21 protein-coding genes are annotated in these 16,864 nt (G+C 56.6%); 6 read left to right on the top strand and 15 right to left on the bottom strand.

The window, feature by feature from the left end:
• Positions 1-3: 3 nt before the first annotated feature.
• Positions 4-546 carry an ankyrin repeat domain-containing protein gene (locus tag ACQE3E_RS02750; protein WP_313729164.1) on the bottom strand — a complete coding sequence of 181 codons (543 nt, stop codon included), beginning with the start codon at positions 544-546 and terminating at the stop codon, positions 4-6.
• 169 nt (positions 547-715) lie between these two features.
• On the opposite strand from ACQE3E_RS02750, the gene ACQE3E_RS02745 reads away from it, so the two are divergent.
• Entirely contained in the window at positions 716-1,606 is an 891-nt protein-coding gene (locus ACQE3E_RS02745) for a LysR substrate-binding domain-containing protein (protein WP_313729165.1), read from the top strand.
• On the opposite strand, the gene ACQE3E_RS02740 is transcribed toward ACQE3E_RS02745, so the two are convergent.
• Entirely contained in the window at positions 1,560-2,312 is a 753-nt protein-coding gene (locus ACQE3E_RS02740; protein ID WP_064031284.1) for a PEP-CTERM/exosortase system-associated acyltransferase, read from the bottom strand. The two genes, ACQE3E_RS02745 and ACQE3E_RS02740, sit on opposite strands and share 47 nt — an antisense overlap.
• A 379-nt stretch (positions 2,313-2,691) precedes the next feature.
• Between ACQE3E_RS02740 and ACQE3E_RS02735 the strand changes: the two genes are divergently transcribed.
• From ACQE3E_RS02735 to ACQE3E_RS02720, 4 genes are read left to right on the top strand one after another with little or no spacing between them, the layout of a single operon-like run.
• The gene (locus tag ACQE3E_RS02735) at positions 2,692-4,107 is read left to right on the top strand and encodes a sensor histidine kinase (RefSeq protein ID WP_313729166.1); all 1,416 of its coding nucleotides are present in this window, start codon (positions 2,692-2,694) and stop codon (positions 4,105-4,107) included.
• Between the two features lie 38 nt (positions 4,108-4,145).
• The gene (locus ACQE3E_RS02730) at positions 4,146-4,718 is read left to right on the top strand and encodes a hypothetical protein (RefSeq protein ID WP_313729167.1); all 573 of its coding nucleotides are present in this window, start codon (positions 4,146-4,148) and stop codon (positions 4,716-4,718) included.
• 6 nt (positions 4,719-4,724) lie between these two features.
• Positions 4,725-6,314, top strand: a complete 1,590-nt coding sequence (locus ACQE3E_RS02725) for a sensor histidine kinase (RefSeq protein ID WP_313729168.1) — start codon at positions 4,725-4,727, stop codon at positions 6,312-6,314.
• Between the two features lie 47 nt (positions 6,315-6,361).
• On the top strand, positions 6,362-7,042 hold the full coding sequence (locus tag ACQE3E_RS02720; protein WP_168029910.1) for a response regulator transcription factor: 681 nt from the start codon (positions 6,362-6,364) through the stop codon (positions 7,040-7,042).
• 273 nt (positions 7,043-7,315) lie between these two features.
• On the opposite strand, the gene ACQE3E_RS02715 is transcribed toward ACQE3E_RS02720, so the two are convergent.
• The 13 genes from ACQE3E_RS02715 to nifV form a co-directional block, all read right to left on the bottom strand.
• Positions 7,316-7,627, bottom strand: coding sequence for a hypothetical protein (locus tag ACQE3E_RS02715; RefSeq protein ID WP_064031286.1), 312 nt, complete (start codon positions 7,625-7,627; stop codon positions 7,316-7,318).
• A 524-nt stretch (positions 7,628-8,151) separates the two neighbouring features.
• Complete coding sequence (locus ACQE3E_RS02710) at positions 8,152-8,598, bottom strand: SoxR reducing system RseC family protein (protein ID WP_168029906.1); 447 nt, start codon at positions 8,596-8,598, stop codon at positions 8,152-8,154.
• Between the two features lie 6 nt (positions 8,599-8,604).
• Positions 8,605-9,135 (bottom strand): flavodoxin, encoded by a 531-nt coding sequence (locus ACQE3E_RS02705; protein ID WP_064031288.1) that lies wholly within the window; start codon positions 9,133-9,135, stop codon positions 8,605-8,607.
• A 24-nt stretch (positions 9,136-9,159) separates the two neighbouring features.
• Complete coding sequence (gene grxD / locus ACQE3E_RS02700; RefSeq protein ID WP_064031289.1) at positions 9,160-9,786, bottom strand: Grx4 family monothiol glutaredoxin; 627 nt, start codon at positions 9,784-9,786, stop codon at positions 9,160-9,162.
• Positions 9,787-9,847: 61 nt separating this feature from the next.
• On the bottom strand, positions 9,848-11,143 hold the full coding sequence (gene clpX, locus ACQE3E_RS02695) for an ATP-dependent Clp protease ATP-binding subunit ClpX (RefSeq protein ID WP_064031290.1): 1,296 nt from the start codon (positions 11,141-11,143) through the stop codon (positions 9,848-9,850).
• Between the two features lies 1 nt (position 11,144).
• Complete coding sequence (gene nifM / locus ACQE3E_RS02690; protein WP_313729172.1) at positions 11,145-12,005, bottom strand: nitrogen fixation protein NifM; 861 nt, start codon at positions 12,003-12,005, stop codon at positions 11,145-11,147.
• 2 nt (positions 12,006-12,007) lie between these two features.
• The gene (locus ACQE3E_RS02685; RefSeq protein WP_064031292.1) at positions 12,008-12,487 is read right to left on the bottom strand and encodes a nitrogen fixation protein NifZ; all 480 of its coding nucleotides are present in this window, start codon (positions 12,485-12,487) and stop codon (positions 12,008-12,010) included.
• Positions 12,484-12,798 (bottom strand): nitrogenase-stabilizing/protective protein NifW, encoded by a 315-nt coding sequence (gene nifW / locus ACQE3E_RS02680; protein ID WP_064031293.1) that lies wholly within the window; start codon positions 12,796-12,798, stop codon positions 12,484-12,486. The genes ACQE3E_RS02685 and nifW overlap by 4 nt, the downstream gene beginning before the upstream one ends.
• A gap of 5 nt (positions 12,799-12,803) precedes the next feature.
• Positions 12,804-12,932, bottom strand: a complete 129-nt coding sequence (locus ACQE3E_RS02675) for a hypothetical protein (protein ID WP_269454770.1) — start codon at positions 12,930-12,932, stop codon at positions 12,804-12,806.
• 73 nt (positions 12,933-13,005) lie between these two features.
• Complete coding sequence (locus ACQE3E_RS02670; RefSeq protein ID WP_064031294.1) at positions 13,006-13,539, bottom strand: hypothetical protein; 534 nt, start codon at positions 13,537-13,539, stop codon at positions 13,006-13,008.
• The gene (gene cysE / locus ACQE3E_RS02665; RefSeq protein ID WP_064031295.1) at positions 13,539-14,318 is read right to left on the bottom strand and encodes a serine O-acetyltransferase; all 780 of its coding nucleotides are present in this window, start codon (positions 14,316-14,318) and stop codon (positions 13,539-13,541) included. Before cysE ends, ACQE3E_RS02670 begins: the two co-directional genes overlap by 1 nt.
• Positions 14,315-14,482, bottom strand: coding sequence for a hypothetical protein (locus tag ACQE3E_RS02660; RefSeq protein ID WP_168029904.1), 168 nt, complete (start codon positions 14,480-14,482; stop codon positions 14,315-14,317). Before ACQE3E_RS02660 ends, cysE begins: the two co-directional genes overlap by 4 nt.
• A gap of 12 nt (positions 14,483-14,494) precedes the next feature.
• Positions 14,495-15,619 (bottom strand): homocitrate synthase, encoded by a 1,125-nt coding sequence (gene nifV, locus ACQE3E_RS02655; protein ID WP_313729173.1) that lies wholly within the window; start codon positions 15,617-15,619, stop codon positions 14,495-14,497.
• 309 nt (positions 15,620-15,928) lie between these two features.
• On the opposite strand from nifV, the gene rsmA reads away from it, so the two are divergent.
• Positions 15,929-16,723 (top strand): 16S rRNA (adenine(1518)-N(6)/adenine(1519)-N(6))-dimethyltransferase RsmA, encoded by a 795-nt coding sequence (gene rsmA, locus ACQE3E_RS02650; protein WP_168029900.1) that lies wholly within the window; start codon positions 15,929-15,931, stop codon positions 16,721-16,723.
• The last annotated feature ends 141 nt before the right edge of the window (positions 16,724-16,864 follow it).

Here is a 16,864-nt window from a genome sequence, read left to right as displayed (position 1 = left end):
GGCTCAACGCAAGCTCGCGAGCGGCCGCAATTTCGCGACAAACCGGTCCTGGCCCTGGCTCCGCGCCAGGCTGGCTGCACTGTTGCCCAACGCGTCGCGCAGCTCGGGATCGGCGCCGTGTCGCAGCAGCAGTTCGGCGATGGTCTCGCGGTCGAATAGCGCGGTCAGCATCAACGCGGTCTGGCCGAGCCGATTACGGTGATTGACGTTGCAACCGGCGCTTTCAACCAGCCAGCGCGCGGTCTCGCTGTCGCCCTTGAAGGCCACGCCCATCAAGGCATCGTTACCCTTGGTATCTTCGGCGCAAGCGTCGGCGCCGGCCGCGTGCAGCGCTTGCACGGCCGGTAGATGGCCGTGGTAAGCGGCCAAAATCAATGGCGGATAGCCGTCTGCGTTGATCGTATTCACCGCGCCGCCGCGCTGTACGTACTCGGCAATTCCGGCCAGATTACCTTCGCGAGACAATTCGTAGATGTCCGCCGCCGGCAAGGGGTCAGCGACCAGGGCCAGCGCGATGCCGGCTAAACGAATGAGTTTAGAATTCATCGGTATCTCCGATTCAATCAAGAATGGCACAAGCCAGCATGAGATGCGCCGCATCCAATCAGGAGGTCAACAAACCATGCGGGCTACCGAGAGCAGCTACCCATTCAAAGGGATAGGTTATAGTAACCACCATGCCGTTTAAAAACTCCCGCCCCTCCGATCGCACGCGATGAATCTACGTGACTTGCAATATCTGATTGCCGTCGCCGATTTGCGCAGTTTCGGCCAAGCCGCCGAACGCTGTTTCATCAGCCAACCGACCTTGAGCACTCAAATCAAAAAGCTCGAAGACGAATTGGGTATACAAATTTTCGAACGCACCAATAAAAAGGTATTGCCGACCGAACTCGGCGAGCAAATCATCGCCTCGGCCCGACGCATCCTGAAGGAACAAGCCAACATCAAGGAATTGGCCGCCACCGCTCAAGACCCGCTGTCCGGCAATCTGCGCTTGGGCGCGTTTCCGACGTTGGCCAGCTATTTGTTTCCACAACTGGTACCGCTGATCAAACACGCGTTACCGCGCATACGCTTGATACTGGTCGAGGAAAAATCCGAACAGCTGTTGCAACAACTGCGTGGCGGGCAATTGGACTGCGCGTTGCTGGCAATGCCGATTTATGAGGATTTTCTGAATAGCCAGGCCTTGTTCGACGACGAGTTTTTATTGGCGGTACACGACAGCCACCCGTTGATCGATAAAGCGCCGGTCGCGGCGGACGATTTAAGCGGCGAACACTTGTTGCTGCTGGACGAAGGCCATTGCTTGCGCGGCCACGCCCTGCAAGTCTGTCGGACGGTTGGCGCGGACGAGGAGCAGGACGTACGCGCCACCAGCCTGGAAACCTTGCGACAGATGGTCAGAGCCGGAACCGGCATTACCTTGGTGCCGCGCATCGCGGCGCGCGCCGAGGCCGGGCTTCGCTATCTACCGTTTCAGCCGCCGGCACCGAATCGAACGATAGGCCTGGTTTGGCGCAAGACCAGCGCCAGGGACGCGCTGATCCGCGAACTCAGCGAACTGATCCGAACTGCGAGCGACCTGACGCCGTCGCTTTGAGCGCCGCCGGCGCGACGCGGTCGAGTTGGGAAAACCGCAGATATTCGTTTCGGTAATCGGTCAGCCAGAACGGATTCGCCAGAATTTGATCGACGTCCAGTATATAAGGTATGCGCTGGCCGCGGAACTCACAAGGATTGCCGGCTTGCGTCATCTGGAAGCCTTCTTTTTTTACCGCGTGAGCCAAGGATGGCGACACCAGAATAAACCAATGCTTGACGCCGTTACGGGCGCAATACAGCACGGCCGCCCGGTACAAACCCCACATCAGGCTTTTACTCTGTTGACGGTAAGCCCGCAACATCGTGACGTTGCCGCCCAAATCCTCGCTGCCCGGCTGAGCCACGCGACGGGCCTGCTTGATCACGCATAAGCGGGAGATCTCCACCGCCTGCAGATATTGCTCTTCCGAAATCGGCGCGACATCGTTGCATTTGTGCTCGAACGGAAACTCGAAGCACTGCGGGTATACCAAACGCAATCCGCCCAACCATTGCTTGGAGAGTTTATCGCGCACCAAAAAATGCACCGAATGATGGTCCCATTCGTCGTACTCCATTTTGTCCGGAAAACGCGATTTATCTTCGTAGCCCATTTCGTCGCAATAGACTTGGTACCTCAGATTGTAATGAATACGCTGGCTCTCGGGGGTATCTGCCAAAACGACCTCGAAACAACTATCGAAGGTGTGCTGCTGGAAAACCAAGTGAATACTCCTTTAAATTTCAGTGACCGCACTCCCAGTTTACTTTGGGAGCCAGTGTAGGATTTCGATCATCGCGGGGCTGAACCCTGCCTCGCGGCTTGCCTCGTTAGCGCCCTTGCCAGTGAACTCGAGAGCTTATGAAAAACAATCCAGATACCACGCCTAAGCCATTGTTTCTCTTATGCTGGTACTTTTTCGAGCGTATACGGGACCAGAGATTAGCCCATCCAGATGAGATTAACCCTGAAGTTTTGATTAAAATTAAATGAAGGCCACCCGGCATTATCCCATCCATTTCGCGGCAAGCAGGCGGGCGCGAACCTACCGAATTCCGGAATTCCCACTACTATTGCATTATGACCAAGGCGGCGACGTTAGGATGAACTTTAAAAAACTGATTTCTTTCAAGGCCCTGACCGCGCTGGGCTTCGTCGCGACCGCAATCCCGCTGTTCGTTGCCGCTGTTCATTCGGCGGCCACGATGCGCGAGGCCTCGGCATTGGGCAGAGAATTGAATACCCGAATATTCGAGCAAACCCAAAACATTCGGCTGGTGCTGCAAAAGACCTCGGACGTGGAGCGCAAGGCACGCTTGTTCGTTTTGCTGTCCGATCCGGCGCTGCGCCAACCCTACGAGCGCGAGTCCTACGAAGCCACCCGAACCACGTTTAAGCAAGCGTTGAACGAACTATTGAAACTGCGGGTGGACAATCGTATCGCGCTGCTGGCCAACGAACTGGCCGAGAAAGAAGTCTTGATTTATCAGCAAATCATCGGCTCGGCCAGCGAAGACGATATCAAGCTTCCGTTGGATGAAGCCTTTCAAAGCTTGCGTGAATCGGCCGCCACCCTGTCCAGGGATTTTGAAACCTACGTGGATCAGCGCTTTCGGCAATTGAACCGCCAATCGGCCGCGCTGGAACGGGATGTCATGATCAAGGGCGGCTTGCTAGCGGCGATTTCCGCCTTGCTGGTGATCGGATTGGTCTATGTGCAAATGCGTGCCATCCGCCAATTGGAACGCGCGGTACGCGGCCTGAGCGGCGGTCTGGCCGAGCCGATACTGCTGGACGGCCTGGAAGATTGGCGACAACTCGGGAATCGCCTGGAATGGCTGAGAAACCGCCTGCACGAACTGGAATACGCCAAACATCAAACCATGGCCGGCATGACCCGACAGATCGCCACCCCGCTGGCCGCGTTAAAGATCGGCCTACACTCGCTCGGCCATGGCGGCGATCCGAGTAACCTGCACGACGCGGTCGCCGACCTGCAAGCACTGTACGACGACTGCCTGCGACAGCTAAACGACAGCCAATTCAGCCAGGAGCCGGAAGAAAAAGACTTGATCGACCTGGAAAACTTGATCGACGAAGTAATCAGCGGACTGCGCGCCAAGTTACGCGCCAAGTCGCTGCATTTGAAGAAACAGACCCAACCGGCGGTCATTTCCGGCGTTGCCGACCAACTGCACCTGATCGTCGAACAGTTGTTGCTGCTAGCCTGGGCTCACGCGCCGGAAGACAGCGAAATCACGTTGCGCTTACGTCTCCAGGATACCGAATTGGAGCTGGAAATCGAAGACGAGGGCCCCGCCATCAATCCGGCGCTACGCAGCGCGATCCTGGAACCGTTTTTCCGGTTTCCGGCCGGCTCTTTCGGCGATATGGCCGAACTGAATCTGGAAACCGTCAAAACCTATATCGCCAACCACCAGGGCAAATTGGCCTGGGTGGACGGCGAACCCGGCCTGCACGGCAACCGCTTTCGACTATCGCTACCGATGCTCGACTAGAACCGGTAAAATCGCCGTTTAACCCGTGTAACAACCCGATGATGAAATCCAAACTCGCCGTTCTGAGTGTCGCGCTTTTAACCGGCTGCGCCCAAATGGAACCCCAGCCCAGCCCGCCTACGCCAGAATGCTACACACCGCCGAAAGTAGCCAGCGAATTCGACCGGCTGCTCGCGTTCGCCGCGAAAACCGCCGAACTGACCCCAGCGGCTCGCGCCGAGCAATGCAAAGCACTGGTCAAACAAAACAAGGAGGCGCCGAATTTGACCAACCGGCTGCAAATTCTGGTTGGCCGGGTCTTTTCCGACACCTGCGGCGATATTGCGAAAATCCTTGACGACGTCGGTAACCTGCCGCCGGCGGCCTTGCCGGACGAAGCGATGAAGCAATTCGTAGCCACCCAAACCGCGACGTTGAAGCAAATTCAAGGTTATTCGAAAAAACTCGGCAACCTGGAACGCAAACAACGAACCGCCCAACCGGCGGAAGCGAAGGAAAGGAGCGATGTCGGAACGCCGAAAACCGACGAGACCCGTTTATTGAGGGAAAAACTGGAAGCCATTCGCTCCATGGAAAAGCAACTCGACGAGAGCGGCGGCGACGCCAAATAAACCGCCATGTTTCGCCGCCGCCTGACGCTGGTCATCGCCATCTCGTTCGGCTTCGTGCTAACCATGGGCGGCACGATGTTCTGGGAAACGAATCAGGTCGCCGGTTATTTCCAACGCAGCCAGCGCGCTTACGAAGCCTTCGACCATTATCAGCGCCTATCGCTGGAAGCTTACCGGCATTTTAAAGAACGGCTGGACCGTCTGATTACCGACAGCCCGGCCGCCCAAGCCGGCGTCGACACTTCCAAGCAGCACCTTTACGACGCGGTTTCCGCGTTACGCGCGACGGCGGTCCAACCCTCGGCGGAGGACCGGGCGGATTGGTCCGGGAAATCCGCGGAGCTAGAGCGAGTCGCCCATTTCACCGCATTCTTGGACGCCAGCAAATACCGTTTCGACGAAGTAGAGCGCTTGCGCCAACAAGGTAAACGCGAAAAAGCCACCCAGTTGCTGTCCAAATTTTCGGAAGAGGAAATCGACGGCAAATTTCAACCCTTGATAGATGTCGCGATCAATGCGGAGCGCGCCAAGGCCGACAAGGCCCGCGAGGAATTGGAAGCGCTGGTCAAACGCTCGCGCTGGCTGGCGATCGGCAGCGCCCTGCTGGCCGCCGCTTTCAGCCTGACGTCCGGCCTTTACTTGATGCGCGGTTTGCGCAAGCCGTTGGAAGCCTTGATGGCCGGCACCAACGAAATTGCCTCCGGGAATCTGCGCTATCGGCTGGCGCTGGACAGCGGCGACGAATTTGCCTATCTGGCCAAGCATTTCAACCAAATGGCCCAGGAACTCGAACGCCAGCAGGAAAAATTGCGCAAGGGCCGATCCGTGCTGGAACGCCGCGTCGCCGAACGAACCCAAGAGTTGCGCCAACTGAACGAAGAGTTGCAAAGACTGGACAACGCCCGCCGCGAATTCTTCGCCGACATCTCCCACGAACTGCGCACGCCGATCACGGTAATCCGCGGCGAGGCCGAAGTCACGCTGCGCGGCCGCGAACGCGATCCCGAAGAGTACCAAGACGCGCTGCACCGCATCGTCGAACTGTCCGAACAACTGGGTAAATACGTCAACGATTTGCTATTCATGGCGCGCGCCGAAACCACGATGATGCAGTTCGAATGGGATGGGCTGGACTTCGCCGAATTGATCGGCGGCGCCATCGAGGATTTTAAAGTCATGGCCGAGGAGAATGCCTTGTCGGTATCCCTGCACCTGCCCGATCACCCCGTATGGGTCCGCGGCGACAAACAACGCCTGCGTCAGGTGTTGTTCATCCTCGGCGACAACGCCTGCCGCTATTCCAATCCCGACGGCCATATCGCCGCCGCGCTAGTGGTCGAAAACGGCGAAGCGGTGTTTAGTCTCAGCGACCAAGGCATCGGCATTCCGGCCGGCGACCTCGAGCGCATCTTCGACCGCCACTTTCGTAGCGAAAACGCGTTACACTCCCGCGACGACGGCACCGGCCTAGGCCTGCCGATGGCGAAGTCGATATTGAAGGCCCACGGCGGACGGATCTCGGTCAGCAGTACCGAGAGCGCCGGTTCTACGTTTACGATCGCTCTTCCCTTGTCCAAGCAATCCCCAACTGGCTAGCCATGAACGAAAAAAACCAATATACCCCCTCCCCCGAAAACGGCTATATGCGAATCCTACTGGTCGAAGACGACAAGCGCATCGTCGACTTCGTGCAGCGCGGCTTGAAAGCGGAAGGCTATGCGGTGGAGCGGGCCGGCGGCGGCCAGGAAGCGATATTGCTGGCCGCCGAAGGCGGCTTTCAAGTCATTATTCTCGACCTGGGCCTACCCGACATGAACGGCCGCGAAGTTTGCGAACGGCTGCGCGAAAACGGCGTCGAAACGCCGATTTTGATGCTAACCGCCAAGGATACCGTACAGGATAAAGTCACCGGCCTGCGCGCTGGCGCCGACGATTACATGACCAAGCCCTTCGCTTTTGAAGAATTATTAGCCCGCATCGAGGCCTTGATGCGGCGACGCGGCGGCGAATTGAAAGTGGATGCCAAGGAATTGCGCATCGCCGATCTGACGCTGAACGGCGAGACTCACGAAGTCCGCCGCGGCGACAGCCCGATCGAGCTGACGCCCAAGGAATTTGCATTGTTGGAATGCTTTATGCGCATGCCGGGCAAGGTACTGAGCCGTACCCGGATTCTCGAACAAGTTTGGGGATACAGCGCCGACCCGCTAACCAATGTCGTGGACGTCTATATCCGGCAATTGCGCCGAAAAATCGACGACGACTACGAACCCAAACTGTTGAAGACCGTGCGCGGCTTCGGTTACAAGATGGACGCATCCTAGCCGCGAGACTCGCGCCAGCCCGCCCGGCGCGATTGGATATGCGACACGGGTTGATCCATTGAAGAGTGTTTTCCGTAACTCACGGTCATGACCCCGAGCAACGACAATTCACCGAAACTATGTTAGCTCTACTAAAAACCGCTTTCCGTCATACCGTATGCTTAAAAGACCTTTAGAAAGCATTAGGTAACACCCCGGTAAAGCGAGCCATCCACACAAAAAAAGGGCCGCGCGGCAAAGCCGGCGACCCTTTTCTCCGCCTAACCGTGGCGTTTAACGGCCACCGGCCAAACGGCTTTCCAACTCCGACGCGACCAAAGCGTCATAGTGGCGTTGCAGCATCGAATCGGTTGGACGCGGAAACAGCGTCGCTTCAATTTCGGCTTGCAACTGTGCCAGAAAATGGCGTTTTAAAACCGAATCTTCCGGTACCAAAATACCGGAAAACTCCGTCACGGACTCGCTGACCTTGGCTTTCGCCGCTACCGCCGTTTTGGATTGCGCGAATATCGTGCAGCCCAGCGGCGCAAACGCGCAAACCGCCACCACCAGCATTACCAGGGATACCATCAACACTTCGATCATTTCATCACCTCTACAACTGAGCTTACACCGACGACGAACCGCGTCCCTCGTCCGCCGCAACGCTGAAAATCCGGGACTTTCAAGCCTCTGTTAAGCAATTTAGGTGCCATCAAAATCAAGACGATAAAACCCGCTTATATACAGGGTTTTAACCGATTTCGTCCAGAAATCCGGCGTCGAATTCGAGTGCGGTGTCCAACAACACAACAATTTGCCCATGGATTTGTCGCGCCCGCGACAATTTTCAACAGTCGGCACATGAACGCGAGGCGCTTGCAAAGCGCTTTTCACCGATCTTGAGCGGTACGCCTTCGCCAACTTGGCTTTGCACGATAGAACGCCTTATAAATCCGGCGACTATCGATCATTCCAACTTGAATTGATCTAAATCCAACGAGTTCAAGGAGTAGGATGACGCGCAGATTAATATTCGAGCGCCCGGCCGTTGGCATGCCGTTTACCCGAAAAGGCAAAATGCCAAGATTTTCGGAGCGAGGGTAGGAAATCGAGAGGTAAGCCAACGATCAGGCTTCGGCCGCCAATTTGCGGATAATTTGAGGTCGAAAACAGAGTTGCAGCAACAACAGATTTTGCGCGCGGTGTATCAGCCAGAAACCAAGCAAGAGCGTGGACAGGGCAATTTCCGGTAACCAAACATCGATCAGCGCGGCCGGTATTAGCCATTGCGCCAGCCCTAGCCCCCCGAACATCAGCAATAGCGGTAGTAAATACAGTAACAGCGAAGTCAACACCAAATGACTGTCATCGATCGCGACGACGACCCGATCTCCGGCTTGCAGGGCCAGTTCGGAATCGACGGCGAATTCACGCTTGGGTAATACTTTTGCCAGCGTTGCGGTACCGCACGACTGCTTTTGCAGACAGGCGCCGCAGGCACTGGTTTGCAGGCTTTTGATCCAAGGCCGTCCATCAAGGCCGACTCGGGTCACCACAGCCTGTTCTTCGATCATGGGCCGTTATGCCCAGGCGGAAGAAATCGAATCCAGCCAAGCGGTCAGACGACCTTCGCTCAACTCTTTTTGATTGTCTTCGTCCAGCGCCAAACCGACGAACTGGTCGCCCATCAACGCTTTGGATTTTTTAAACTCGTAACCTTCGGTACTGGTAAAGCCTACGATGTTGGCGCCGGCGTCGGCGAACGCATCGTACAAAAAGCCCAGAGCATCGACGAAGTGGCCGGGATAGCCTTCCTGGTCGCCCAAGCCGTACAGCGCAACGGTTTTGCCGCTGAAATCCGCGCCGGTGACGGTCGGTAGAAATTCTTCCCAGCTTTCGTTGTCGTGACCCGCGCTCATGCCCGGCAATTCGCCTTCGCCATAGGTTGGCGAGCCCAGGATCAATACATCGTAAGCCAGCAGGTCATCGACCGAAGCTTTGTTAATGTTGACCGGCTTGTCCGCGACGTCGCCCAGCTTGCTGGAGATTTGCTTGGCAAACTTGCGGGTGTTGCCGGTATCGGTTCCAAAGAAAATGCCTACTTTTGCCATATGGTTTACTCCTTGTTGACGAAATTAGAGTTGAATTTGCAGCAAGCCCGGATTGGCGGCCGGTTGCTGCGCGGCTTGTTGTTCCGGCGTAAACGTCTTCAGCGTCACCGCGTGCAGACGGCCGGAAGCCAACGGTTCGCTCAGGGTTTCCATGACGCCTTGATGTTGCTTAATCATAGTCTGCCCGGCAAACAGTTCGCTGACGACGACGATACCCAAGTCGCAGCCCTGGCCCTCGATTTCGATTTTGGCGCCGGGATAGGCGCTCAGAATCAAGGCTTCGACTTCGGAATGGGTAATGGTTTGGCTGGCGGCAACCGGATCGGCCGGTGTCACCGCCGCTTGCAGCAACGGTAGCAAGCTGCCGTCGTTGTACATCGATTCCACGATGTCGGCCCCACCGATCAGTTCGCCGTTGATGAATAACTGCGGAAAGGTCGGCCATTTCGAGACCGAAGGCAAACGCTCGCGAATGAACGGCGCTTTCATCACGTTAACGTAGGTAAACGGCACCTTGGTTTCATTCAAGATACCGACCGCTTTCGCCGAAAAACCGCATTCGGGCGCGCTGGGCACGCCTTTCATATAAATAATCACCGGGTTTTCGGCCAATTGTTGCAAGATCTTTTCTTTGGTGGTTTGAGTGCTCATAAATTAAGCCTGATTGAATTGGGAATAAGGACGCCGGCCAAGTGGCCGGCGTCCTTGGCGGTTAGCCCGCCGACGAGCGTTGCAAATCGGGTTCGTCCGGATTGTCGCGCTCGACCACCTGAATTTCCGCTTCGCCGCGGATGACTTCGGCATTGACGATACAGCGAGTCACGTTATCCTTGGATGGCAACTCGAACATGGTTTTACGCAAGACGTGTTCCATGATGCCGCGTAAACCGCGCGCCCCGGTATTGCGGGCGATGGCTTTCTCGGCGATTTCCACCAAGGCGTCTTGGGTCAGCTCCAACTCGACGTCGTCGAAGGCGAACAATTGCTGATATTGCTTGACCAGCGCGTTTTTCGGTTCGGTCAACACCTGAATCAACGCGTCGACGTCCAGCGGTTCCAGCGGCGCCAAAACCGGGAAGCGGCCGATGAATTCCGGAATCAAACCGAAACGTTTCAAATCGTCCGGCTGGGTGGCGTTCAACATCGCTTCCAGGGTCGGCTTGTCGTCGGGATTGCTGACTTCGGCGTGGAAGCCGATCGCGGTTTTCGGCGGTTGCAAGCGTTTTTCGACGTGCTTTTCCAAGCCGGGAAACGCACCGCCAGCGATGAACAGAATATTGCTGGTATCGACCATCACCGAATCGCTGCCGCTGTGGTCCTTACGGCGGCCCTTGGTCGGCACCTTGACTTGCGAGCCTTCCACCAAACGCAGCAGCGCTTGCTGCACGCCTTCGCCGGACACGTCGCGGGTACCGAAGGCTTGCTCGGGACTGCGCGCGATCTTGTCTACTTCGTCGATGTAGACGATACCCCACTCGGCCTTACTGATCTGGCCGTCGGCCACGTCCAGCAAACGTACCAGGATGTTTTCGACGTCGTCGCCGACATAACCGGCCTGAGTCAGCGTCGTCGCGTCGGCCACCGCGAAAGGCACGCCGACGATTTTCGCCAAGGTACTGGCCAACAGGGTTTTACCGGTGCCTGACGGACCTATCATCAAGATGTTGGACTTGCCGATTTCGACTTTCGGATCAGCGTCGCCCAAACCGCCGGTTTTGCTGGTCTCGTGCTTGAGGCGCTTGTAGTGGTTGTAAACGGCGACCGACAGAATTTCCTTGGCCAAGTCTTGCCCGATCACGTATTGATCGAGCATTTTTTTCATTTCTTTGGGCTTGGGCAACGGGCCTTGCATGTCGGCCAGTTCCTTCTTCTTGCCCCAGCTGGAAACCACCTGGCTAGCCAACGTAACACAGGCTTCGCAGATGTAACCTTCGGTGCCCGCGATCATAGGCACCGAGGCTGACGCTTCTATGCCGCAAAACGAACAATGCTTGGGTTCTTTTACCATGTTAAACACTCCTCTTGATTGCGGGCAGACTGGCCAACCAAGTGCGCTGGCAGTTTCTGCGATAACGATCCTGCATGATTTGCTGAATCTTTGGGGTTGCTTTCTTCAACGACAGCGTTTCCGCCGGGATGATTTTTAGGCATTGAATCACGTGAAAGCCCATTTCGGTCTCGACAACATCGCTAAAGCCGCCTTCCTTAAGCGCGAACAAGGCCGCGTCGAGTTCCGGATATAACACACCGGCCGCCACGGTACCCAGCTCTCCGCCTTGCATCGCGGTCGGACATTCCGAATGCTTCAAGGCCAGATCGGCGAATTTATGCGGCTTGCGATGCAGCGTTTCGAGTACCTCGGTCATCCGCTCCAGGGCTTTCTCCCGAGTGTTTTCCGGAAAATCCGGATTGATGCTGATCACGATATGCCGAGCCTTGCGTTGCTCGGGTTTGTGAAATTTCTCGGGATGCGAGTGGTAGAAAATACCGATCTCGACCTCGTTAACCTTCGGCGCCCGCGCCGCGACGCGCTCAAGTACCGTATTGACCCGACATTGCCGATGTAAGGCGCTCCGCAACGCCTGTTCGTCCAGATGATTGGCCTCCAAGGCCGCGATAAAACCGTCTTCGTCCTCGAAACGACCACGCACGTCCTGATAAGCCCTTTCCAGTTCGATATCGGAAATCACCACCCCGGTGGCCTCGTCGGAGCTCAACACCCGGTTCTCGATTTCGAATTCGTTGCGGGCCTGTATCTCGACTTGCTTCAACTGTGGTTGCTCAAGTTCGGCCGGCGCTTTCTTGAACAGGTTCAACGCCGCTCGCAGCAAAGTATAGGGCTCTATTTTGACGTCCGCCGTCTGGTTCATCGTTACTCCTCCGGTTCTCGGAACTTGCTCGGATCGGCCGGTTCCAACACGCTCTCCGGCACTTGCAGGGTTCGGCCGGGAAAGCGCACGTGGTATTGCAAGGGTTCGGTTTCGCGCAGCACCTTCAATATCTCGCCGTCGCTACCCTTGGCGGCGATGACGTTGCCTTGCACGCCCAGGTCTATCGTGCATTTGACCTTGTCGCGAAACTCGAAGCGACTGGGCTTCCAAACCGCGTCTGCCGAGATCAACTCTTCGGCCCGACAACCGACCATGCGGCCGTGGTTCAGGAAATGCACGGTATAAATCACCTGGTCCTGCAAAAAAGTGCCGACTTCGATGACGTTGCCGACACTACCCCGCCGTATCAGCAAGTCGCCGATTTCCATGCCGGGATAGGTGCCATCGTTGCGCACGTTACGGGTGACCCGAACGGCTTCGCCGAATTCGAAGCGTTCTTCGTCGAAGCGTTCTTCTATCATGTTTTTATATCGCCCAGTGATACGAATACGGTTTGCGGTTCCATCATCTTGAAGACTTTGAAAACCTTCTCGGTTTGCGCGTCGGAGCCGACGAAATCGCCATAAGCGCGTTGCAATAGTTTTTTATACACTTCCCGCATCGCGTCTTCGTCTTCCGGCATGCTGCTCTTGGCTTGGCTCAGATAATCGTGGAAACGTTGCAAAATGTGCAGCCGATTAACGTGAACCACGGTCGCGTCGTATTCCAGCCCGAAATACACCAGGAAGTCCTCGGCGGCTTCCATCTCTTCCATTTCTTCTTCAAAACTCATCAGAATTACCTCATCGATAACGGGAAATCGACACCCGGCAGCGCCGCATTGGCGCCAGTCAGGTATACGACCAATAAAATCAATAACATCGTCGAGGTCTGCGCTAAAAACGGATCGGATTTTCGTTTAATCACGGCATTCACCTTCAGGTTGAGTGAGCGAAACAATATCGCCCAGGGTTATTTACTTCCGTCGCGGGGGCTATGCTTACCCGAACACGTCCGGCAACCGAAAAATACCTTCGGCCGCTTCCTGGCGCCGCACCACCAATTCCAACAAGCCTTGCGCGCCGATCCGGTCCTTATCGTCCAAGGCCACCAGTTTTTCGAATATGGCCCGGCTCAACTCGAGATTTTCCAGGCGCATGTTCAAAAATCCGATCGACTTCAACGTAAACAGGTAGAAGCGAACGCGGGTCAATAATTCCTTAGGCGCTTCGGTAACATGGCTACGTTCCAGTGCTCGCCAATCTTCCGGGAAATCGATGCCGGGCCGAATCAAGGCCAGCGCCCGCTCCGAAATGATCAAGGCTTCCGCCAAGCGGTGCTGGTAATAGTAGAAACGATTCAACGAGACCAAAACGTTCAATGACTCGGGCGCCCTCAGGAAGGCTTGCAATAGCGGCAACTCCGCATCGCCGTTGGCATAGCGCTCGGACGCATATTTGATCAAATCCTGCACTTCCTGAGAGTCATCCTGCTCGTAATACAAATCCTGAGCGTCGAACTGTAACAAATCCATTATTTGCCACCCGCTGCGGTTCGCAGTTTGACCGGCGATTCTTCGCCGTGGCAAACCCCTTCCGCCTCGCAACTACCGCAGGTTTCCTCGGCCACCACGAAACGTTTCTGATTGTTTTCCAGCTCGTCCAAACGCTCAACCAGACAATTGATCGCTTTACCGACCGGATCGGGGACCAGGTGGTGATCCAGATCGATACCGCGCGGATCTTGAATCTTGACGCCTTTCTGCTGAATGATCCGGCCGGGAATCCCAATCACGGTACAGCAGGCCGGTACGTCCTTGATGACCACCGAGTTGGCGCCCACCCGGACATTGTTACCGAGCGTGATCGCGCCGAGTATTTTGGCGCCGGCTCCAATTAGTACGTTGTCGCCGAGCGTCGGGTGGCGTTTTTCCTTGTTCCAAGTGGTACCGCCCAAGGTCACGCCGTGGTACATCGTCACGTCGTTACCAATTTCGGCGGTCTCGCCAATCACGACGCAAGCGCCATGATCGATGAAAAAGCGCTTACCTATCGTGGCGCCCGGATGGATATCGACGTTGGTCAGCCAGCGGGCGAACGCAGCCAACAATCGGGCCGTCAACTTCCAGTCGGCCAACCATAAACGGTGAGTGACCCGGTATAGCAATACCGCGTGCACGCCGGGATAGGCCAACAAGACTTCCAACCAACCGCGGGCGGCGGGATCGCGAGCGAATACGCAGGCCACGTCTTCCCGCCAATCCCGCCATAAGCCGGGTGTGGCAGCGATGCGGGAGGGCGAGAAGAACATCATTTTGCTAAGCTCCAAGTCGTTTTACCCGGCATTGGCACGCCCGGCACCCGGAAAAAGGTCCCCGGATAACGATCGTCCGGCGCTTCGTCCCGCGGCAAATTGCTAATCGGCGCTTCCACTTTACCGTTGACCGGCACGGCTGATTTTTGACGCTTGCTACTCATCGGACACCTCGCTTATAGGCTATGTAAAAACTGATTCAGATCGGCCGATTGCGGCGCGCGTTTGTTGACGCTGACGAATTGCCGGATCATCGGTAGCAGACGGCCGGCCTGCCAGCGGTTAATCTGGATACCGAGTTGCCGGTAGGCGTGGACGACGCCTTGGCTGCCGGAATGCTTGCCCAGCACCAATTGATGACTGCGGCCGACCAGCGCCGGATCAACACCTTGATAGTTCGCGGGATCTTTCAACAAACCATCGACATGGATGCCGGCTTCGTGACTGAACACGTCGCGACCGATCAGGCTTTTGCGACTGCCTATCGTGTCGCCCGACGCGGTCGCCACTCGATGAGACAAGGCCGGAAAATTGCGTAAATCGACGCCGGACTCGATACCATACAGTTGCTTCAAGCCGACCACGACTTCCTCCAGCGCGGCATTGCCGGCGCGTTCGCCCAAACCGTTGACGGTGGTATTTACGTGAGTCGCTCCGGCTAGCGCGGCGGCCAAGGTGTTGGCGGTCGCCAAACCCAGATCGTCGTGGGCATGCATTTCGATGTCCATGTCGGTAACGGCCCGCAGCTTGCGAATCGCGTCGTGAACGCCGAACGGCTCCATCACGCCGACGGTATCGGCGAACCGGATTCGGCAAGCACCGGCGGCTTGCGCCGTTTCGGCCATTTGCGCCAGGAAATCGCTATCGGCGCGGGAAGCATCCTCGGCACCGACGCAAACTCGCATGCCGGCATCCAGCGCCGCCTTGACGCAACGATCTATCGTTGCCAACACCCAGGCGCGGCTTTGTTTCAGTTTGTGCTGAATGTGCTGGTCTGAAGCCGAAATCGACAAATCGACGGTATCGACACCCAAGCCCAAACAGTGTTGTAAATCTTCCTGACGCATCCTCGACCACACCAGCAAATGACTGGACAAGCCCAACGCGCCAATGGCTTTGATCTCTTCCCGCTCTTGCTCGCCCATCGCCGGAATGCCGATTTCCAACTCGGGCACGCCTAGTTCGGCCAGTTGTTTGGCGATATTCAGCTTTTCGTCCAGCGAGAACACGACACCGGCCGACTGTTCGCCGTCGCGGAGCGTGGTATCGTCGATTACGATGGAACGAGCGGGAAATGTCATGCTGGAACCTCGATACAAATCAGCAACAATTCGGTGATTTGGGCTTAACCTCACCCTTGCTAGGCTTAAAGCAAAACACTTGCCAAGTGCGTAAATCCAGGGATTTTGCGGACTTCCCCGGCCGCTTGGCGCAACACCGACATGACAAGCCGGCCGGCGGCGAGAAATTTGTCGCAAACCTTACAAATGCCCCGCAACGGCTTTCCGCCCACTCTCTACATTGCCCGCGGACCAAGCAAATGCCCTACAATCTCCGGCTTTGCGGCCGCGAGGCCGACACACTCCGCCACCCTCGACTCCGCATCGCCCATGACTCACCAGCCCCGTAAACGCTTTGGCCAAAACTTCTTGCACGATTCCGCGATCATCAACAATATCTTGGCGCACGCCCACCCGGCAGCCGGCGAGCACTGGGTCGAGATCGGTCCCGGCTTGGGCGCGCTGACCAAACCCTTGCTGGACAGCGGCATCCGGCTCGACGTCGTCGAACTGGACCGCGATCTGGTCGCCCGCCTGCAAAAACAATACGCCGGCCGCGCCGAACTGACGATACACAGCGCCGACGCCCTGACTTTCGACTTCGCCGCGCTCGCCCAACCCGGCGAGAAGTTGCGCGTCATCGGCAATCTGCCCTACAACATCTCGACGCCGCTGATGTTCCATTTAGTGGAAAACACCCGTTGTATCGAAGACATGCATTTCATGCTGCAGAAGGAAGTCGTCGAGCGGATCTGCGCCGAGCCGGGCGGAAAACAATACGGCCGCCTCAGCGTGATGATGCAGTATTTCTGCGAAACCGAAGCGTTATTCGACGTCCCGCCGGAAAGTTTCGATCCGGCACCCAAAGTGATGTCGGCCATCGTCCGACTGGCGCCGCACGCACAAGCTCCGGTCGACGTCGCGAACTTCCGCAATTTCTCGCAACTGGTCGGCCAGGCCTTTACCCAACGTCGCAAAACCATTCGCAACTCGTTGAAGGGCTTAGTCGGCCCCGAACTGTTCGAGCGACTGGGCATCGACGCCAATTTACGCGCCGAGTCGATCTCGCTGGCCGAGTTCGCGCGACTGGCCAACCATGCCGATTTCCAAGCAGAAAATCCTTGACAAGTTTTTAACGGCAAGCCCAGTCAATTGCGATAAAATGCCGGGTTTTTTAACGGCGGACTCGCGCCACGCCGAAACCGTCAATCCTTTCCATCTTTTCCCAGGCAAGACCCGCCTGATTCATGCTCCGGAGTCATAGCT

Source organism: Methylomonas sp. MED-D (assembly GCF_050276835.1).
GTDB classification, from domain to species: Bacteria; Pseudomonadota; Gammaproteobacteria; order Methylococcales; family Methylomonadaceae; genus Methylomonas; species Methylomonas koyamae_A.
The sequence above is the reverse complement of the archived record's forward strand: the minus strand, read 5'-3'. Positions and strand labels throughout refer to the sequence as shown.